The organism is Streptomyces sp. NPDC056361 (genome assembly GCF_042262805.1).
Lineage (GTDB): Bacteria > Actinomycetota > Actinomycetes > Streptomycetales > Streptomycetaceae > Streptomyces.
Genome location: NZ_JBHJQI010000034.1, coordinates 1 through 15,608 on the forward strand (window position 1 = coordinate 1; position 15,608 = coordinate 15,608).

Genomic DNA, 15,608 nt, shown 5'->3' on the forward strand with positions numbered 1-15,608 from the left:
CGGCCGAAGCTGCTCCGGCCGGCCGCGGCGGTCTTCGAGCCCCGTTCCTCGTTCCGCCCCCACGGCCCACGGCCCACTGTCACACCGCCTGGAGAACCCGCTGTCATGACGTCGCTGGAGCAGGGTCCCCTCGACGGGACCGGTACCTTCCAGGATCTCCCACTCGCCGCGCCCTCCCCCGGCTCACCGGAGGAATGGGAGGCGCTGGGCAGGGAGATCAAGGCACTCTCGCACGGCTCGGTGGCCTCCATCGGCCCGGACGGTCCGGTCCTGGCGCGGCCGGCACGCGGGCTCACGCCGCTCCGCTCCAGCTTCGTACGGGCCTTCTCCCGCTTCGACCGCCTCCTCGTCGCGCTGCTCTCCCTCGGCTGGGTGGTCTGCCTGATCTGGTTCTGGACGTGGTGGCTCGAGCCGTCCCACCGGATCGGCTGGCTGGGCCTGATCGTCAACAGTGCCCTGCTGCTCTACCTGACCTACCTGCCGGTGCACTTCATCGTCGCGCTGATCCGGATGCGGCGTTTCGACCCCGCGGTGGAGGTGCCCGCCGTGCGCACCGCCTTCGTGGTCACGCGCGCCCCGTCCGAGGGCTGGGACATCGCCCGCACCACCCTGGAGGCGATGCTCCACCAGCAGTTCCCGTACGCCTACGACGTGTGGCTGTGCGACGAGGACCCCACCGACGAGATCGTGGACTGGTGCCGGGCGCACGGCGTCGGCCTCTCCTGCCGGAGAGGCCGCGCCGACTACCATCGGGCCGAGTGGCCGCGGCGCACCCGGTGCAAGGAAGGCAACCTCGCCTTCTTCTACGACCACTGGGGTTACGAGCGCTACGACGTCGTCGCCCAGCTCGACTGCGACCACGTGCCCGGCCCGCGCTACCTCGCGGAGGTCGTCCGCCCGTTCGCCGACCCGAGCGTCGGCTACGTCGCCGCGCCGAGCGTCTGCGACTCCAACGCCGACCAGTCCTGGGCGGCCCGCGGCAGGCTGCAGCGCGAGGCCATGTTCCACGGCCCCGTACAGCTCGGCCATTCCGCCGGCCTCGCCCCGGTCTGCATCGGCTCGCACTACGCCGTCCGCACCAAGGCGCTCCGGGACATCGGAGGCCTCGGCCCGGAACTCGCCGAGGACTTCTCCACCACGTTCCTGCTCACCTCCGCGGGATGGCAGGGCGCGTTCGCGATCGACGCGGAGGCACACGGAGAGGGTCCGATCACCTTCGGCGCGATGATCACCCAGGAGTTCCAGTGGTCGCGCAGCCTGGCCGTGATGCTCCTCGGGATGCTGCCGCGTCACCTGGGTCGCATGCCGATGAAGCTGCGGATCCGCTTCGGCGCGGCCCTGATGTACTACCCGCTGCTCGCCATCGCCACCCTCATGGGCATCCTGCTGCCGCCGATCGCCGCGATCACCGGTGCACCGTGGATCAACGTCAACTACCTCTCGTTCCTCGCCCACTTCTGGAGCATGTCGGCCTGGCTGATCCTGCTGACGCTGCTCTGCCGGCGCCGCGGTCTGCTGCGCCCCAAGGACTCCCCGATCTTCAGCTGGGAGATCTGGCTCTTCGGCCTGTCCCGATGGCCCTATGTCACGTGGGGCGTGCTGGCCGCGGTCACGCAGAAGCTGCGGCCCCGCCAGATCACCTTCAAGGTCACCCCGAAGAAGCGCGACGGCCTGGAGCCGCTCCCGTTGCGCGCCGTCGCGCCGTACCTGGTGATCACCCTGTTCCTGTCGGTCTCGGCCCTCGTCGGCCAGTTCACCGGACCCGCCGTCGGCTACGTCTTCCTCTGCATCCTCGGCTCCGCCTCGTACACGGCCGTCACGCTCGCCATCGGCGCGCTGCACGTCAAGGAGACCTCCCGGGCCACCGGAGTCCCCAAGCTCCGCGCGCTGCGCACCGCCGCGATCCCGCTGACCGCCGGTCTGATCTGCCTGCTTCCCCTGGCACTCGCCATCGCCGTCTTCCCCACCTACCTCACCGGCTTCTACGCCTGGTGACGGCCCCTCGCGGCCACTCGAGAAACGAGGTCTTCCGTGCCCCACACCGTTCTGGTCACCGGTGGCGCCGGCTTCATCGGTAGCCACACCTGTGTCGAACTCCTCCGGTCCGGCCACGAGGTGGTCGTCCTCGACGACCACTCCAACAGCTCCCCGGAGGCCCTGGAACGCGTCGCGAAGATCGCGGGCCGTCCGATCGCCGCCGTGCACACCGCGGACATCCGCGACCGACGGGCGCTGGACGCCGTGTTCACGAGCCACCCGGTCGACGCGGTCGTCCACTTCGCCGCGAAGAAGGCCGTCGGCGAATCGGTGCGGATCCCGCTCACGTACTACGACATCAACGTCGGCGGCACGACGGCACTGGTCTCCGCGATGCACGACCACGGCGTGCACCGGCTGGTGTTCTCGTCGTCCTGCTCGATCTACGGCGACGCGACGGTCGTCCCGCTCGCCGAGGAGTCCCCGGCCGCGCCCACCAACCCGTACGCCACCACCAAGTGGACCTGCGAGCGGATCCTCGCGGACCTGTGCCAGCACGTACCGGAGCTTCGGGTGCTGGCGCTGCGGTACTTCAACCCGGCGGGCGCGCACCCCAGTGGGCTGCTCGGCGAGGACCCGCGCGGTGTGCCCAACAACATCATGCCGTTCCTCACCCAGATCGCGGTGGGCCGCCGCGAGGAGCTCAGCGTCTTCGGCGACGACTACCCGACGCAGGACGGCACGGGAGTGCGCGACTACATCCATGTCGTGGACGTCGCCGAGGGGCACGTGGCCGCCCTGGATCACCTCGACGACAAGCCCGGCCTGCAGGTCTTCAACCTCGGCACCGGGCGCGGCTCGTCCGTCCTGGAGCTCGTGCGGACCTTCGAGGAGGCGTCCGGTCGGCCGATCCCGCACCGCATCGCGCCACGCCGCCCCGGCGACGTCGCGGAGCTGGTGGCCGACCCGGCCAAGGTCGCCGCGGCCTGGGGCTGGACGGCGCAGCGCGATCTGGCCGCGATGTGCCGAGACTCCTGGAACTTCCAGCAGCAGAACCCGTACGGCTACGCCCCCTGACGCGTGCCGTGCCTCCCTCCTTCCGTCCCCTCCTCCCTCCTCCCTTCCTTCACGCGCTTCCGCTCAGACTGGAGAACCCCACATGCGGCTGACCGTCATCGGCACGGGCTACCTAGGGGCTGTGCACGCCGCGTGCATGGCCGACATCGGACACGACGTCCTCGGCGTCGACGTCGACGCCGAGAAGATCAACTCCCTCGCCGAAGGCAGGCCCCCGTTCTACGAGCCGGGTCTCGACGACGTCCTGACCCGTGCCCTCGCCTCCGGGCGCCTGCGCTTCACCACCAGCCTGCGCGAGGCCGCGGCGCACGGCGAGGTCCACTTCATCTGCGTCGGCACACCGCAGAAGGCCGGCTCCCAGGCGGCGGACCTGCGGTACGTGGACGCCGTCGTCGACGGGCTCGCGCCGCACCTGCCCGCGTCCTGCCTGGTCGTCGGCAAGTCCACGGTCCCGGTGGGCACGACGGCCCGTCTGGCCGCCCGTATCGCGGGCCTCACACCGGCAGGGGTACGGGCCGAGGTGGCGTGGAACCCCGAGTTCCTGCGCGAAGGCTTCGCCGTCGAGGACACCCTGCGGCCGGACCGGCTCGTGGTCGGCAGCACCAGCCGCGAGGCCGACGACACCCTGCGCCGGGTGTACGCGCCGATGCTCGCGGCGGGCGTTCCCTACATCAGCACCGACCCGAGCACGGCCGAGCTGGTGAAGGTCGCGGCGAACTCCTTCCTCGCCACGAAGATCTCGTTCATCAACGCGATGGCCGAAGTCTGCGACGCGGCGGGCGCGGACGTCGTCACCCTCGCCGACGCACTGGGCCACGACACCCGGATCGGCCGACGGTTCCTGAACGCCGGCGTCGGCTTCGGCGGCGGCTGTCTGCCCAAGGACATCCGGGCGTTCACCGCCCGGGCCGAGGAGCTCGGCGTCGGCGCGGCGGTGGCGTTCCTCGAACAGGTCGATGCGATCAACAAACGGCAGCGAACCCGGACCGTCGCGCTCGCCCGCCAGTTGGTCGGCGGTGACCTGACGAACCGTCGGGTGACCGTCCTGGGTGCCACGTTCAAGCCGGACAGCGACGACGTACGCGACTCGTCGGCGCTGGCCGTCGCGTCCGCACTGCACCGCGAGGGCGCGGACGTCCGGGTCCACGACCCGGAGGGCACGGCCAACGCACAGCTCGCCCACCCCGAACTGCGCTGCAGCTCCGACCTGCTGACCGCCTGCCAGGGAGCCGAGCTGGTCCTGCACCTCACCGAGTGGAGCCACTACCGCGAGGTGGACCCGGTCAAACTGGCCCGCGTCGTGCGCGTGCCCCTGCTCATCGACGGGCGCAACGCACTCGCCCACGAGGAGTGGCGGGCCGCCGGCTGGACGGTCAAGGCCCTGGGCCGCCCCACTCCGACCCCCCGCACCGACACCGCCCGTCCGCGCGACCCGCTGCGGACCACAATCGCCTCCCCGGCCACCGAACCCGACCGCACCACAGCCTTGGCCTAGGCCTAGGGGGCTAGGGCTAGGGCTCGGACGGGGGCTGTCTCCCACGGGCTGTCCCTCGCGGCCCTGGTCGTCGCTGCACTGGTCGTCGCTGCCCTGTCCTGGCGGAATCCACCGCTGGGGCAGGGCAGAGCTGCGTCGCCGTACGCCTCTGGTTCACCGATGCGGTGCACGTGCATTGCTGGGGCGGGATCCTGCACGAGGTTGTGCGCGCTCTCGGTCTCGGACAGCGGAATCCGGCCGGGTCAGCGGACCCGGCCGGATTCCGTTCGTCGTCGGAGACTGTCAGTCCCCTTCCTGCGGTGAAGGGGCACCTGCTGCCTCTTCGCGGGGCTGGGCGGCTCCTACGGTCGGAGTCGTCCCGAGTCGGTTGCCGAAGTAGTCGACGGGCCCGGGGTCGACTCCGAAGGCTTCCGTGCCGAGGCCGAGGGGTGCTGCGCCCTCGCAGCGGGGCACCAGGTTCACCGCGCCGGCCCCGTCGGCGACCGGTGCGGCCAGGCCCAGCAGGCAGGGGTCGTCGTTGGAGCCGGTCTGCTCCCCGTCGAAGATTTCCTGGCGGGATGCGGTGCGCCAGCCGACCAGCGTGGTGTAGCGCTGGGAGCCCCAGTCCAGGGCCCAACGGCCGGTGCTGTAGTAGTCGTTCCCCTGGAGTTGGATCCGGGAGGGGTCGTAGGCGGAGTCAGCCTGGACCAGGGGGCCGCCGTCGGTGGCGAAGATGTTGTTGTGGACGCGTACACCGCGCATGCCGTCACGCAGCCGGAGCGCCGGCGGCCGGCTGCCGGCGGCGTCCGCGGAGTCCAGGTTCTCGGATCGCATCACCACCGTGTTGTGGTAGATGTCCAGGTTGCTCAGGCGGGTGCCGTAGGCCACGATGCCGCCGTACTCGGGCAGTTTCCGCGCGTCGTCCCAGCTCATGTTGAAGCGGACGATGTTGTTCTTGTGGGCGCCGGTCGGCTGCCCGGAATAGACGAGAAAGCCGGAGCCGTCGTTGCTGTGCGCGAGGTTGTACTGCATGACCGAGTTCGACACGTTGTTGTCGAGGCCGAAGCCGCCGCCGTCGACGTGGGAACCGGTGCGGTTGCGGTAGGAGGTGTTGTGCTCCAGGACGACGCGGGTGGAGTCGTACACCCAGACTCCCTCGGGTCCCTCGTCTGCATCGGCCGCGGAGTTCCCACCGTTGTCGTGGGCGATCGAGCGCATGACCTTCGCGTCCCGGACGCTGCCGAGAGCGATGCCGCTGCCGGTGTTCCGGTCGTCGCTCTCAGGGTCGCCGGCGTTGGCGTACGCCTTCACCCGCTCGATCCTGAGCTTCTCGTGCGCGTAGCTCGGGCTCTCGGCGTCGAACACGGGCCCGTAGAACGTGAGTCCGGCTTCGAGGTTGTGATGCACCGAGACGTCGGTGATCCGCACGTCGCTGAAACCCCCCGCGGCGTCCCCGTCCGCGCCCACGCTGATGCCGTTCTGGAAGCCCCTGGCCTCCACGTTCGCGATCCTGACGTGGCCGAGCCGCTTGGCGCCGGGCAGGCTGTTGCGGAAGGCGACGCCGACCCCCTCCCGCAGGGCCTTGCGGTCGCCGACCAGCGACAGGTTCCGGATCTCGACTCCCGCGGTGTTCCGCACCGTGATCGCCGATGTGCCCCGCGGGGCGATGGTGGCGCGGCCGGTCCCGTACGACTCGATGACCACGGGCTCGGCCGCGCTGCCGGCCTCGCCCTTCTCCAGCGTCAGGCTCCCGCGGAACCGTGCGCCACCCCGGATCCGGAGCCGGTCGCCGGGCTGGAACCGCACGCTGTTCGCGTGGTCGAGGGTCCGCCAGGGCTTCTCGGGCGACATGCCGTCGTTCTCGTCGTCGCCGTCCGGGCTCACGTAGAAGGTGAACGGCCCTCCGGTGGCAGGCCGGGCGGGACGGTAGACACCCGGCACGTCGCACCCCGTCAGCAGCAGAAGCACTCCGGCCGAGACCACCGCGGCACTCCTTGACGTCCGACTCCGCTTCACCGCTCTCACTGCCACCCCTTGGGTCGTATCGGTGCTATCACGGCAAACACGGATATTGGGCCACAGTCAGCCGGAAAAGGTACACGCGAAACGCCGACGAACGGTGTACGGCGCGGTCAAGATCGCTGGTGTCGCTTCCCGAACGCAGCTGCCCGGAAGGCTCCGGCGGGTACGGCGGGACGACCCCAGGCACGCGCGCCGGGCGAAACGGCCGTACGACGTACCGGGGATCGTCGGAAGCGCTGCCGCCTACCGGCACGCACGCCGGTTCGACGGGAACCAGCACCTCCGACCATGGACCTGCCCGGGACCACGTGCCAGCATGACGCGGTGACGCAGATCATCAAGGGCGAGAACCTGCCGATCCCCGGGCAGGCGTGGCGGATCGAGGTCGCCCGGCAGACGACCGGCGATGCACTACCGGAGGTGACGGCCTCCGCGCTGCTCCTGGATGCCACCGGCGAGGCCGTCGGACACCTGCTCCTCCAACGGGCCGGCACCGTGGCCGACCGGTCCGAGGACCACCTGGACCTCGACACCGAACGTGCCGGACGGGACGTCCGGCGCATCGTGGTCATCGCCGTCGCCCAGAACAGCACGCTCGGGCAGGTGCCCCGCCTGTCGGTGCGGACGCTGAGCGCCACGACCGGGGAGCAACTCGCCCTGTACGAGATCGATGACGCCACCACCGAGACGACGCTCATCCTCGGCGAGTACTACCGGCGCGATCCCGGCTGGAAGTTCCGTGCGGTGGGCGAGGGCTACGACGGGGGGCTCAAGGCGCTGGCGGAGGACCTCGGCATCTCGGTGCCGGCACCGACCCCGGGCGGGCCGGTGCCGGTGCAGCTGCCGGTGCCAGTGCCGATGGAGCTTCCGCATGGGGCGGTGGGCAAGTCCGCGGGCCCGGGCGGCGGGCCGATGCCTGTGCCTGTGCCTGTGCCTGTGGAGCTTCCACGCGGGGCCGTCGGCAAGTCCTCGGGGTCGGGTGCCGATGCGGAGCGCGGGCAGGGTTCGGGTGCGGCGGCCCTGGGCCAGGGTCACGGTGGAGGCTCGGGGCTGACGAAGAGCGGGGCCGAGGCACACGATCCCGGCGCGCATACGGCGCATGCCTCCGCTCCCTCACATACCTCCACCCAGGCCCAGGCCGGAGTCCAGTCGCAGACCGGAGTCCAGCCCCAGCCTCAGCGCTCACCCCTGGCCCCCTCCCGCCAGCCGGGAGCGATCCCGGTGGCCCCCTCGCCGACGCGGTCGCCCGAGGCGGTCGCCGCCGCCGCGATCCTCGGTGGGGAGTTCGACGACATCGTGTACAGCGGGCGGGGCGGCGCGAAGTTCGCCATGGACACCACCCCGCCGCCCGGCTACGTCCTGGTCGAGTTCGCCCGGACCGGCAAAGGCTTCTTCGACCTGGACTCCATCGACTGGGACGGTAGAGAGGCCGTCGAGCTCGGGGGCACGGACACGTCCCACCGGTTCGAGCAGCGGGTGATGTGGTGCGACAACCTGTACCCGCTGCGCTTCCGCGTCGACTGCGACGACCTCGACGCATGGACGATCGTGATCCGGCCCGTGAGCACGGTGCGCAGGCTCGGCGAGGCAGCCACCGGCCGCGGCACAGAAGTGCTGCTCCACACCGGGCCCGCCGGCGAACTGGTCACCCGTCTGCATCCGACGGAGGCAACCGCATCCCTGCGCGTCGAAGGGCACAAGCCCCGCCGCCCCAACACCCCCGCCACATACCCGATCCCGCTGGCGAACAAGTACGACCGCAGCCTGAAGGACTCGCGCGCACTGCCGGAGGGGCCCTTGCTCGTGGCGGTCGTCCGGGGAGCGGGCGACTGGTCGCTGGAAGTCGGTCCCACAAGGACAGTCCCGCCACAGGAGAAGCGCTCCGGCTTCTGGCGCCGCTTCGGCAGATCCTAGATCCGGCACCGTTCCGTCAGGGGGCGGAGGCGGCTCGTCATGCCTGGGGAATGAGGCAGCGGGGCTGACGCCTACCGCGTGCTACGTACGGACCTCCGACTGCTGGTCAGTGTCCGAGCGGCGACAGAACCGACGTCCTCCAGCGACCAGCACACACGGCCGCCTTACTTCCATGACACGTGCGTCTGCCGCTGCCCCGGAGCCGCGGCATGACCGTGCCTGCCGTTCTTCGGACAGCCCGGTGCACTGCCCTCCACCACACACGCGTTTGTTAGGGTGACCTTACTTATCGTTCGGACCCGAGCGTGCGGGTTCGGGGTTCCAGCACTGTAGGCAGGAGCCCAGAGGACGGAACTGGCGGAGGCAGGGCGTAGGTGAGAGACGGAAACCATGCTTGTGCGCGTCGTGCACCTACCGGGGCGGGACTTGCGGGCGGGATGACAGAGGACGCGGGTTTCCACCCGGCGCCCGGGATGAGGCGTCATGGATAAGATCGCGCTCACTGCCGGAGCCCTCTACGTCATCGTCCTGCTCCGCGCCGGAGGGACGTTCGCCGTCGGATGGCTGGCCGGTGCCGGCGCCCGGCGCAGCCGATTCGCCGGACGGATCTCCTCCGCGAGATTCCAACGCGCCGAGCGGGCGATCCAGCGTTGGGGAGCGCCGGTGGTTGCCGTCTCGTTCCTGACCGTCGGTTTCCAGACCGCCGCCAACTTCCTCGCGGGCAGCATGCGCATGCCGTTGCCCCGCTACCTTCCCGCCCTGTTCGTGGGCGGAGCGTGCTGGGCGCTGATCTACGCGACCGCGGGGCTGGGCGTACTCGAAGTGCTGGGCAGGCTCTTCGCCGAGCAGACGGCCCTTGGGGTGTCCGCCGTGGCCGTCCTCCTCGCCGCAATGTGTGGGGTGGTCGTGTACCGCAAGAGAAGGGCGACCCTGCCCTCGGGCGACAGCGTGGCCGAGGAGTCGTGAGCCTGCCCGACGAAAGCGGGGGCTACGGGCGCCACGCCGGTGCGGCCTGACTACCTCCAGGCACAGGGCGCCACAACGGGAGACCTCTCCATGGGACCGAATCCTGCAGGCGGTCTCAAACGAGCCTATGTCTTCCACGGCACCGTCACCGCAGCAGCAGTCCACCTCTGGCTCAAGCCGTGAAATGCCGGAACCGAGCTCTCAGAAACCCGGGGAGGGAATGAAGCTCGGCCACCACTGGGGCACGCCGCCGGGGCACAAAGGAGTGGCGGCGCCCTCCCAGAAGATCGAAATGGCGCACCAGACAACACCGAGGAGCGTCACCGCGAGGGCAAAGACATGGAGAAGGGGACGGTTCCCAAGAAGGGCGCCCATCGCGACCCAGACCAGCAGCAGGACCATCCAGAGGCCCGGGATGAACAGCCACAGCAGGAAACCGCTGTTGGCCGCGTTGTTCACTCCCACGTCACAGGCGGTCCACGACCTGCCCAGAAGCACGGCAGCGGATACCGCGAGAAGCAGAGCCACCGCCGCCCCGAGACACCCATGCAGCCGTCGACTCCCCACAGGCCCCCGTTCGCCGTCCGCTGCGGAAAGCAACGGGTCCGCACCGCTCATCACTGCCGCATCCCCCCATCCCCCGGCACTGACCAACAGGGAACAGACACCCCTGGATCCTAGTAATCACATGATCCGCCGGACAGTGCCTAGAGGCCTCACCGCGGGCAACCCCCACTCAAGCCAGGAGCAGGGGCCTTCGTCAGGGCAGTGGGGTGCGGTGCAGGTTGACGAGCAGGCGCCAGACCCGTTGAGCGATCTCGGTGGGTGTCGCCTCGATGAGGCCGTGCAGCCAGTCGGCGAGGACCCCGGCGAAGGCTGCGGCCACGGCGGAGGCGACCAGGTCGGGCTCCGGTGCGCCGGCCAAGGCGCGCTCTGTGCGGCTGCGGGCACGGAGGTCTTGGTGGAGCACTTGGCCGAGCGGGCCGCTGCCGCCCGGGCGCAGCAACTCGCGGTAGAGCCCGCCGTGCAGGGCGAGGCGTTCGAAGAAGGCCGGCAGGGGCGGTGGCGGAGACGAGGGGTCGGGCGCACCGCGCCACGCGTGGAGGGCGTCCACGGCTTCGCGGACGATATCGGCACAGGCATCGACGGCGAGCGCCTCCAGGTCCGCGTAGTGGAGGTAGAAGGTCGCGCGGGCGACTCCCGCCCGGCGTACGAGCGCGGCGACACTGACCTCCCCCAGCGGGCGGTGCGCGCATTCCTCCAGCAGCGCCTGGCGCAGCTTGGCACGGGTCCGTGCCGCACGGGGGTCCGACTGCACTTCGGTCACCGGGCGAGCAGGACCGCGGCCAGGGCCAGGGCGCCGGGCAGCGTCTGGACGACGAAGATGCGCCGGTTGGCAGTGAAACCGCCGTACAGCCCGGCGATGATCACGCAGGAGAGGAAGAAGACCTGGACCCGGAAGCCCGTGGGGTCCCCTGCGATCAGCCCCCAGATCAATCCGGCGGCCAGGAACCCGTTGTACAGGCCTTGGTTCGCGGCGAGCGGGGCGGTGGCACGGGCCATCTCCGCATCGAAGCCGGAAAGCTCACGGCCCGGCTTCTTCTCCCACAGGAACATCTCGAGAACCAGGATGTACGCGTGCAGCGCGGCTATCAGCGCGACCATCACATTCGCAGTTACGTTCACAGGGCATCTTCCTTCACAGATCATGGACAGGTGTCCATGATACCTGGACACCTGTCCATGATCCCGCCCATCGCCGGATGCCCGGCACCGGACCACTGCCGCCGGACCACTGGCACCGGGCGACAGGCACCGGGCGGCTGGCGGCTGGCGGCTGGCGGCTGGCGAGCCGACCCGTCCGCCCGAGACCGCTGGATAATCGGCACGGCCAGCCGCGTCCTGAGGCAGGCTGGGCATCATGAGCGACTTGTCCGGTGCTTCTGTGGTCCTACGCCCTTCGGCCCTCGCGGACGTCCCCGCCCTCGCCGCCATCCGGGCCACGCCCGAGGTCCGAGCGCGGTGGCTCGGCGAGGACGACCTGGCCGGCGAGGTCGCGTCCGATCTGGAGGATCCCGCCACCCACTGCCTGACGGTCCGGTACGGCGGCCGGATCGTCGGCATGATCCAGTGGTACTCCGAGGAGGATCCCGGATACCGGCACGCCGGAATCGACCTCTTCCTCGATCCGTCGGTGCACGGCCAGGGGCTGGGCACCGACGCCGTCCGCACTCTGGCCCGACACCTCGTCGACGACCGCGGGTACCACCGGCTGGTCATCGACCCGGCGGCCGACAACGCGGCCGCCATCCGCTGCTACGAGAAGGTCGGCTTCCGGCCCGTCGGCGTGATGCGCCAGTACGAGCGGGGCGCGGACGGCACCTGGCACGACGGTCTGCTGATGGACCTGGTGGCGGCGGAGCTGGTGCGCTGACTCGGTTCGAGGTGGCGGCGGCCGCGCCCGGCGGTGCCGTACCCGACCGTGTCATTCCCGGCGGTGCCGTACCCGACGGTGTCATTCCCGGCGGTGCCGTACCCGGCAATGTCGTTCCCGCTCACACTCCCGTACGGCTCTCGCAACTCACGGACGGGCCAGCGTGTCGATGAGGGTCAGCTCCTCGGTGTCGAAGTCGAGGTTGCGCAGGGCGGCCACGCTGTCCTCGATCTGTCGTGCGCTGCTGGCTCCCACCAGGGCGGAGGTGACGCGGTCGCCGCGCAGTACCCAGGCGAGGGCGAGCTGGGCCAGGGTCTGGCCACGGGACGCGGCGATGTCGTTCAGGGCGCGCAGTCGGGTCACCAGGTCTTCGGTGACGGCGTCGCGGTTGAGGAAGGGGCTGTCGCTCGCGGCTCGGGAGTCCTCGGGGATGCCGTCCAGGTAGCGTCCGGTGAGCAGGCCCTGTTCGAGCGGGGAGTAGGCGATGGAACCGATCCGCAGGTCGTCGAGGGCGTCGAGCAGGCCTTCGTCCTCCGGGCGGCGGTCGAGCATGGAGTAGCGGGGCTGGTGGATGGTGAGTGGTGTGCCGAGCTCGCCGAGGATGCGGGCGGCCTCGCGGGTCTGCTCGGCCGAGTAGTTGGAGACGCCGACGTAGAGTGCCTTGCCCTGCTGGACCGCGGAGTGCAGGGCACCCATGGTCTCCTCCAGGGGCGTGTCCGGGTCGAAGCGGTGCGAGTAGAAGACGTCGACGTAGTCGAGGCCGAGCCGGCCGAGGCTCTGATCGAGCGACGACAGCAGGGACTTTCGGGAGCCCCACTCGCCGTACGGCCCGGGCCACATCAGGTATCCGGCCTTGGTGGAGACGACCAGCTCGTCGCGGTAGGGCGCGAAATCCGTCCGGAGGAAGTCACCGAGCGCGGACTCGGCCGCGCCGGGCGGCGGGCCGTAGTTGTTCGCCAGGTCGAAGTGGGTGATCCCGAGGTCGAAGGCGCGGCGCAGGATGGCGCGCTGGGTCTGGGCGGGACGGTCCGGGCCGAAGTTGTGCCACAGCCCCAGGGAGAGGGCGGGAAGCTTCAGGCCGCTGCGCCCGGAACGCCGGTAGGGCATGTCGTCATAACGGGCGGAATGTGCGGTGTACAACGCGACTCCATGGCATGGGGACCGGCGCCCGGCGATCGGTGCGCGGCGGGTTTGTCGTGGCGTGACCAATCTCCCCTGACCTGAGGGCATGAATCCAACAGGAGAATCCGATGGCATTCAGCGCTTAGGCTTCTGAGTCATGGAACTGCGACATCTTCAGCACTTCGTCGCCGTCGCCGAGGACCGGCACTTCACGCGCGCCGCCGAGCGACTGATGGTCTCCCAGTCCGGTCTCTCGGCATCGATCCGAGCCCTGGAGCGCGACCTGAGGGCGCCACTGTTCGTACGGAGCACCCGCCGGGTGACGCTGACGGAGGCCGGTCGCGCGCTGCTGATCGAGGCCGAGCGCATCCTGACGCAGGTACGCGCCGCACACGAGGCAGTGGCCGCCGTGCAGGGCGTGGTGCGCGGCACCCTCTCCCTCGGGGCCGAGCAGTGCGTCGCCGGAGTGCACGTGGCGGGACTCCTGGCCGCGTTCAGGCGCCGACACCCCGAGGTGGAGATACGGCTCCGCCAGGAGGGCGGCCTCGTACTGGCCGACGACGTGGCCGCCGGACGCCTCGACCTGGCCTTCGCCTACCGCACCCGCGCGGACTCCGACCACCTGCGCTCGGTGCCGCTGGCAGCCGAGCCGATGACGCTCCTGTGCCACCCCGACCACCCCCTCGCCTCGGCCGGTCCGACCCTCGCCCTCCAAGACCTCACCGAGGAGTTCTTCGTCGACTTCCACCCCGGCTGGGGACCACGCCGAGCCACGGACGCCACCTTCACCTCCGCAGGCGTACCGCGAACCGTGAGCCTGGAGGTGAACGACGTACACAGCCTCCTGGACCTGGTCGAGGAAGACCTCGGCATCGCTGCCGTACCTCGGCACTTCCGCCACAAGCGGTCCTCCCTGCACGCCATCCCCCTCGCCGACACCGGCGACGCGGTGTACGAGACGGTGGCACTGCTGCCCCCACCACAGGCCACCAGCCCGGCAGCCCGCGCACTGATGAAACTGCTGGAGCGAGGCCGGCAGTGACGGCCACGCGATGAGCGGTACCAGGCTGGCGCATGCGGTGCGTGCAGCGCATGCGGTGCACGGGCTTGTCGTGTTCCTCGGGCAGAGCCGCAACCTGGAAAACGTCATGGCTGCACATTCCTGCGCCGGCCCCGGGAGGACGCCTATACGCTCGACGGATGATCGACATGCAGGTGCGTGATGACAGCGGCGACATCGTGGCCCAGGCACGCGGGGTGCAGTGGACTTCCGACTTCGGCGATTTGGATCCGGGCCTGTTCCCGATGCTCTGGGGTCTCATCCCCTATGGGGACGCGGTCTTCAACCATCGGCAGGTGTCGCTGCTACTGACGGAACTCGACCGACTCCCGGCCTCCTGCGGTGGTGATTGGGTCGAGCGCGCCCGCGATTTGTGCCGAATCGTCGACCAGGGGTCGCACCGGTATCTGTGGTTCGTCGGCGACTGACCGCAAGGTCGTGCGTGATCCATAGGACGGCGTCGTCGCGTACTGGCCCAGGCCTGCCGGCCGACAGTTCCGTTGGGAACGGAGCAAGCTCGTCCGCGCGGACGCCCCCCTGGCAGGCTTGGCGAGCTCGCTGGTTCGGCGGCTGCGGCGGATCAGCAGGCACCATTGGCCGAGGCGACCGGTTGGGAGTCGATGTCGACACGCCCACGCTTACGGTGGTCAACGAGGACGGCTCCACGCGAGACAGCCCCTGATCGACGAGATCGTCCGTGAGGGCGCGAGGCGGATGCCGGCAGCCGCGCGGCCGGACTGGCCATGTCTTCAAGCTGATCGAGTCTGCCCAGGCCCGCTCGCGAGCTGTGAACGCACCCCACCTCGTCGCCTCGTGCGCGCCGGAGCCCGCTTCAACGCGGCCACCTCGCCGAACGCCCGGAGACTCTTGCAGCATGATTGGTCAGCCACCCCTGGCAAGAAATCGCACCCGTATGCTCCACTCAGCGAGAAACACAGAGCGCCGGAGGAGACTCGATGGGTGACATACGCGGAGTTTCCTGGCGTGAAACAGCACAGGTCATGGCGCTGTGCTGGGCAGTCTGCGCAGTGGCGTACGCCGTTCTCAACCTCCTCGATCAGCCGACGCTGCCCATTGCCGCGCCCGTCGTGATGCTCCTGGCACGTTGGTTCTGGGACCGGCACCGACACTGGGCTGCGGGTGCTGCGGCGGCCTTCGCGGGCTCGGTCGTCGTGTTCGTCCTGGCCGACCTGACACGGCCGCATTGGCACCGAATCACAGCGGATGCACTGGCGACGGCAGCAGCAACAACCGTGGCCCTCGTCGTCTTCACCGGAGCCTCACGGCTGATGCCTCCAGCTACCTGATCAGGCCATGCGATCCACAACTCTTGACAATTACTCGGCTCAAGAGCTGTTCCCGGAAACCCCCACGTCGTTACGCCCGCATTAGGCGATCATGGCAGTCATGACGGATGCAACTGGGCCTAAGCCACTGGGCGTATGCCTCGTGGCCAATGTCGCCCAGGAGACCAGCCACGGCGAAGGAGGGCTGGAGATCCGTAAGGGACTGCGGCACTTTGCGCCGGGGGCGAAGGTGTGGATCGCGCCGCCGGTCTGGGG

At 70.0% G+C, this 15,608-nt stretch carries 14 protein-coding genes; 9 read left to right on the plus strand and 5 right to left on the minus strand.

Annotation, left to right across the window (positions count from 1 at the left end; translation table 11 throughout):
• The first annotated feature begins 105 nt into the window (after nucleotides 1–105).
• From ACFCY7_RS13785 to ACFCY7_RS13795, 3 genes are all read left to right on the plus strand, one after another.
• Entirely contained in the window at nucleotides 106–1,995 is a 1,890-nt protein-coding gene (locus tag ACFCY7_RS13785) for a glycosyltransferase family 2 protein (RefSeq protein ID WP_376484320.1), read from the plus strand.
• A gap of 36 nt (nucleotides 1,996–2,031) precedes the next feature.
• Nucleotides 2,032–3,054, plus strand: coding sequence for a UDP-glucose 4-epimerase GalE (galE, locus tag ACFCY7_RS13790; RefSeq protein WP_376484323.1), 1,023 nt, complete (start codon nucleotides 2,032–2,034; stop codon nucleotides 3,052–3,054).
• 82 nt (nucleotides 3,055–3,136) lie between these two features.
• Nucleotides 3,137–4,549 (plus strand): UDP-glucose dehydrogenase family protein, encoded by a 1,413-nt coding sequence (locus tag ACFCY7_RS13795; RefSeq protein ID WP_376484325.1) that lies wholly within the window; start codon nucleotides 3,137–3,139, stop codon nucleotides 4,547–4,549.
• A gap of 282 nt (nucleotides 4,550–4,831) precedes the next feature.
• On the opposite strand, the gene ACFCY7_RS13800 is transcribed toward ACFCY7_RS13795, so the two are convergent.
• Nucleotides 4,832–6,511, minus strand: coding sequence for a right-handed parallel beta-helix repeat-containing protein (locus ACFCY7_RS13800; protein WP_376484327.1), 1,680 nt, complete (start codon nucleotides 6,509–6,511; stop codon nucleotides 4,832–4,834).
• Nucleotides 6,512–6,874: 363 nt separating this feature from the next.
• Here ACFCY7_RS13800 and ACFCY7_RS13805 point away from each other — a divergent pair, with 363 nt between their 5' ends.
• Together ACFCY7_RS13805 and ACFCY7_RS13810 are read left to right on the plus strand one after the other, a co-directional pair.
• On the plus strand, nucleotides 6,875–8,464 hold the full coding sequence (locus ACFCY7_RS13805) for a TerD family protein (RefSeq protein WP_376484330.1): 1,590 nt from the start codon (nucleotides 6,875–6,877) through the stop codon (nucleotides 8,462–8,464).
• Between the two features lie 483 nt (nucleotides 8,465–8,947).
• On the plus strand, nucleotides 8,948–9,430 hold the full coding sequence (locus ACFCY7_RS13810; protein ID WP_376484333.1) for a DedA family protein: 483 nt from the start codon (nucleotides 8,948–8,950) through the stop codon (nucleotides 9,428–9,430).
• Between the two features lie 201 nt (nucleotides 9,431–9,631).
• Here ACFCY7_RS13810 and ACFCY7_RS13815 read toward each other — a convergent pair whose 3' ends face one another.
• From ACFCY7_RS13815 to ACFCY7_RS13825, 3 genes are all read right to left on the minus strand, one after another.
• Nucleotides 9,632–9,895: a hypothetical protein gene (locus ACFCY7_RS13815; RefSeq protein ID WP_376484336.1), complete on the minus strand. Its 264-nt coding sequence runs from the start codon at nucleotides 9,893–9,895 to the stop codon at nucleotides 9,632–9,634.
• A gap of 295 nt (nucleotides 9,896–10,190) precedes the next feature.
• On the minus strand, nucleotides 10,191–10,748 hold the full coding sequence (locus ACFCY7_RS13820) for a TetR/AcrR family transcriptional regulator (RefSeq protein WP_376484431.1): 558 nt from the start codon (nucleotides 10,746–10,748) through the stop codon (nucleotides 10,191–10,193).
• 5 nt (nucleotides 10,749–10,753) lie between these two features.
• A complete protein-coding gene (locus tag ACFCY7_RS13825; RefSeq protein ID WP_376484338.1) occupies nucleotides 10,754–11,116 on the minus strand; it encodes a DUF1304 domain-containing protein in 363 nt (120 codons plus the stop codon).
• Nucleotides 11,117–11,351: 235 nt separating this feature from the next.
• Between ACFCY7_RS13825 and ACFCY7_RS13830 the strand changes: the two genes are divergently transcribed.
• The gene (locus tag ACFCY7_RS13830) at nucleotides 11,352–11,864 is read left to right on the plus strand and encodes a GNAT family N-acetyltransferase (protein WP_376484340.1); all 513 of its coding nucleotides are present in this window, start codon (nucleotides 11,352–11,354) and stop codon (nucleotides 11,862–11,864) included.
• Nucleotides 11,865–12,011: 147 nt separating this feature from the next.
• Here the strand turns inward: ACFCY7_RS13830 and mgrA are convergent, their stop codons facing one another.
• Nucleotides 12,012–13,004 (minus strand): L-glyceraldehyde 3-phosphate reductase, encoded by a 993-nt coding sequence (gene mgrA, locus ACFCY7_RS13835; RefSeq protein WP_376484342.1) that lies wholly within the window; start codon nucleotides 13,002–13,004, stop codon nucleotides 12,012–12,014.
• A gap of 139 nt (nucleotides 13,005–13,143) precedes the next feature.
• On the opposite strand from mgrA, the gene ACFCY7_RS13840 reads away from it, so the two are divergent.
• The 3 genes from ACFCY7_RS13840 (at nucleotide 13,144) to ACFCY7_RS13850 (ending at nucleotide 15,353) form a co-directional block, all read left to right on the plus strand.
• The gene (locus ACFCY7_RS13840) at nucleotides 13,144–14,028 is read left to right on the plus strand and encodes a LysR family transcriptional regulator (RefSeq protein ID WP_376484344.1); all 885 of its coding nucleotides are present in this window, start codon (nucleotides 13,144–13,146) and stop codon (nucleotides 14,026–14,028) included.
• A gap of 158 nt (nucleotides 14,029–14,186) precedes the next feature.
• Nucleotides 14,187–14,474 (plus strand): hypothetical protein, encoded by a 288-nt coding sequence (locus tag ACFCY7_RS13845; RefSeq protein ID WP_376484345.1) that lies wholly within the window; start codon nucleotides 14,187–14,189, stop codon nucleotides 14,472–14,474.
• Between the two features lie 528 nt (nucleotides 14,475–15,002).
• Nucleotides 15,003–15,353 carry a hypothetical protein gene (locus ACFCY7_RS13850; RefSeq protein ID WP_376484346.1) on the plus strand — a complete coding sequence of 117 codons (351 nt, stop codon included), beginning with the start codon at nucleotides 15,003–15,005 and terminating at the stop codon, nucleotides 15,351–15,353.
• The last annotated feature ends 255 nt before the right edge of the window (nucleotides 15,354–15,608 follow it).

Coding starts and splice junctions, on each gene's coding strand:
- ACFCY7_RS13785 (WP_376484320.1), top strand. CDS start 106: ATGACGTCGCTGGAGCAGGGTCCCCTCGACGGGACCGGTACCTTCCAG.
- ACFCY7_RS13795 (WP_376484325.1), top strand. CDS start 3,137: ATGCGGCTGACCGTCATCGGCACGGGCTACCTAGGGGCTGTGCACGCC.
- ACFCY7_RS13810 (WP_376484333.1), top strand. CDS start 8,948: ATGGATAAGATCGCGCTCACTGCCGGAGCCCTCTACGTCATCGTCCTG.
- ACFCY7_RS13830 (WP_376484340.1), top strand. CDS start 11,352: ATGAGCGACTTGTCCGGTGCTTCTGTGGTCCTACGCCCTTCGGCCCTC.
- ACFCY7_RS13840 (WP_376484344.1), top strand. CDS start 13,144: ATGGAACTGCGACATCTTCAGCACTTCGTCGCCGTCGCCGAGGACCGG.
- ACFCY7_RS13845 (WP_376484345.1), top strand. CDS start 14,187: ATGATCGACATGCAGGTGCGTGATGACAGCGGCGACATCGTGGCCCAG.
- ACFCY7_RS13850 (WP_376484346.1), top strand. CDS start 15,003: ATGGGTGACATACGCGGAGTTTCCTGGCGTGAAACAGCACAGGTCATG.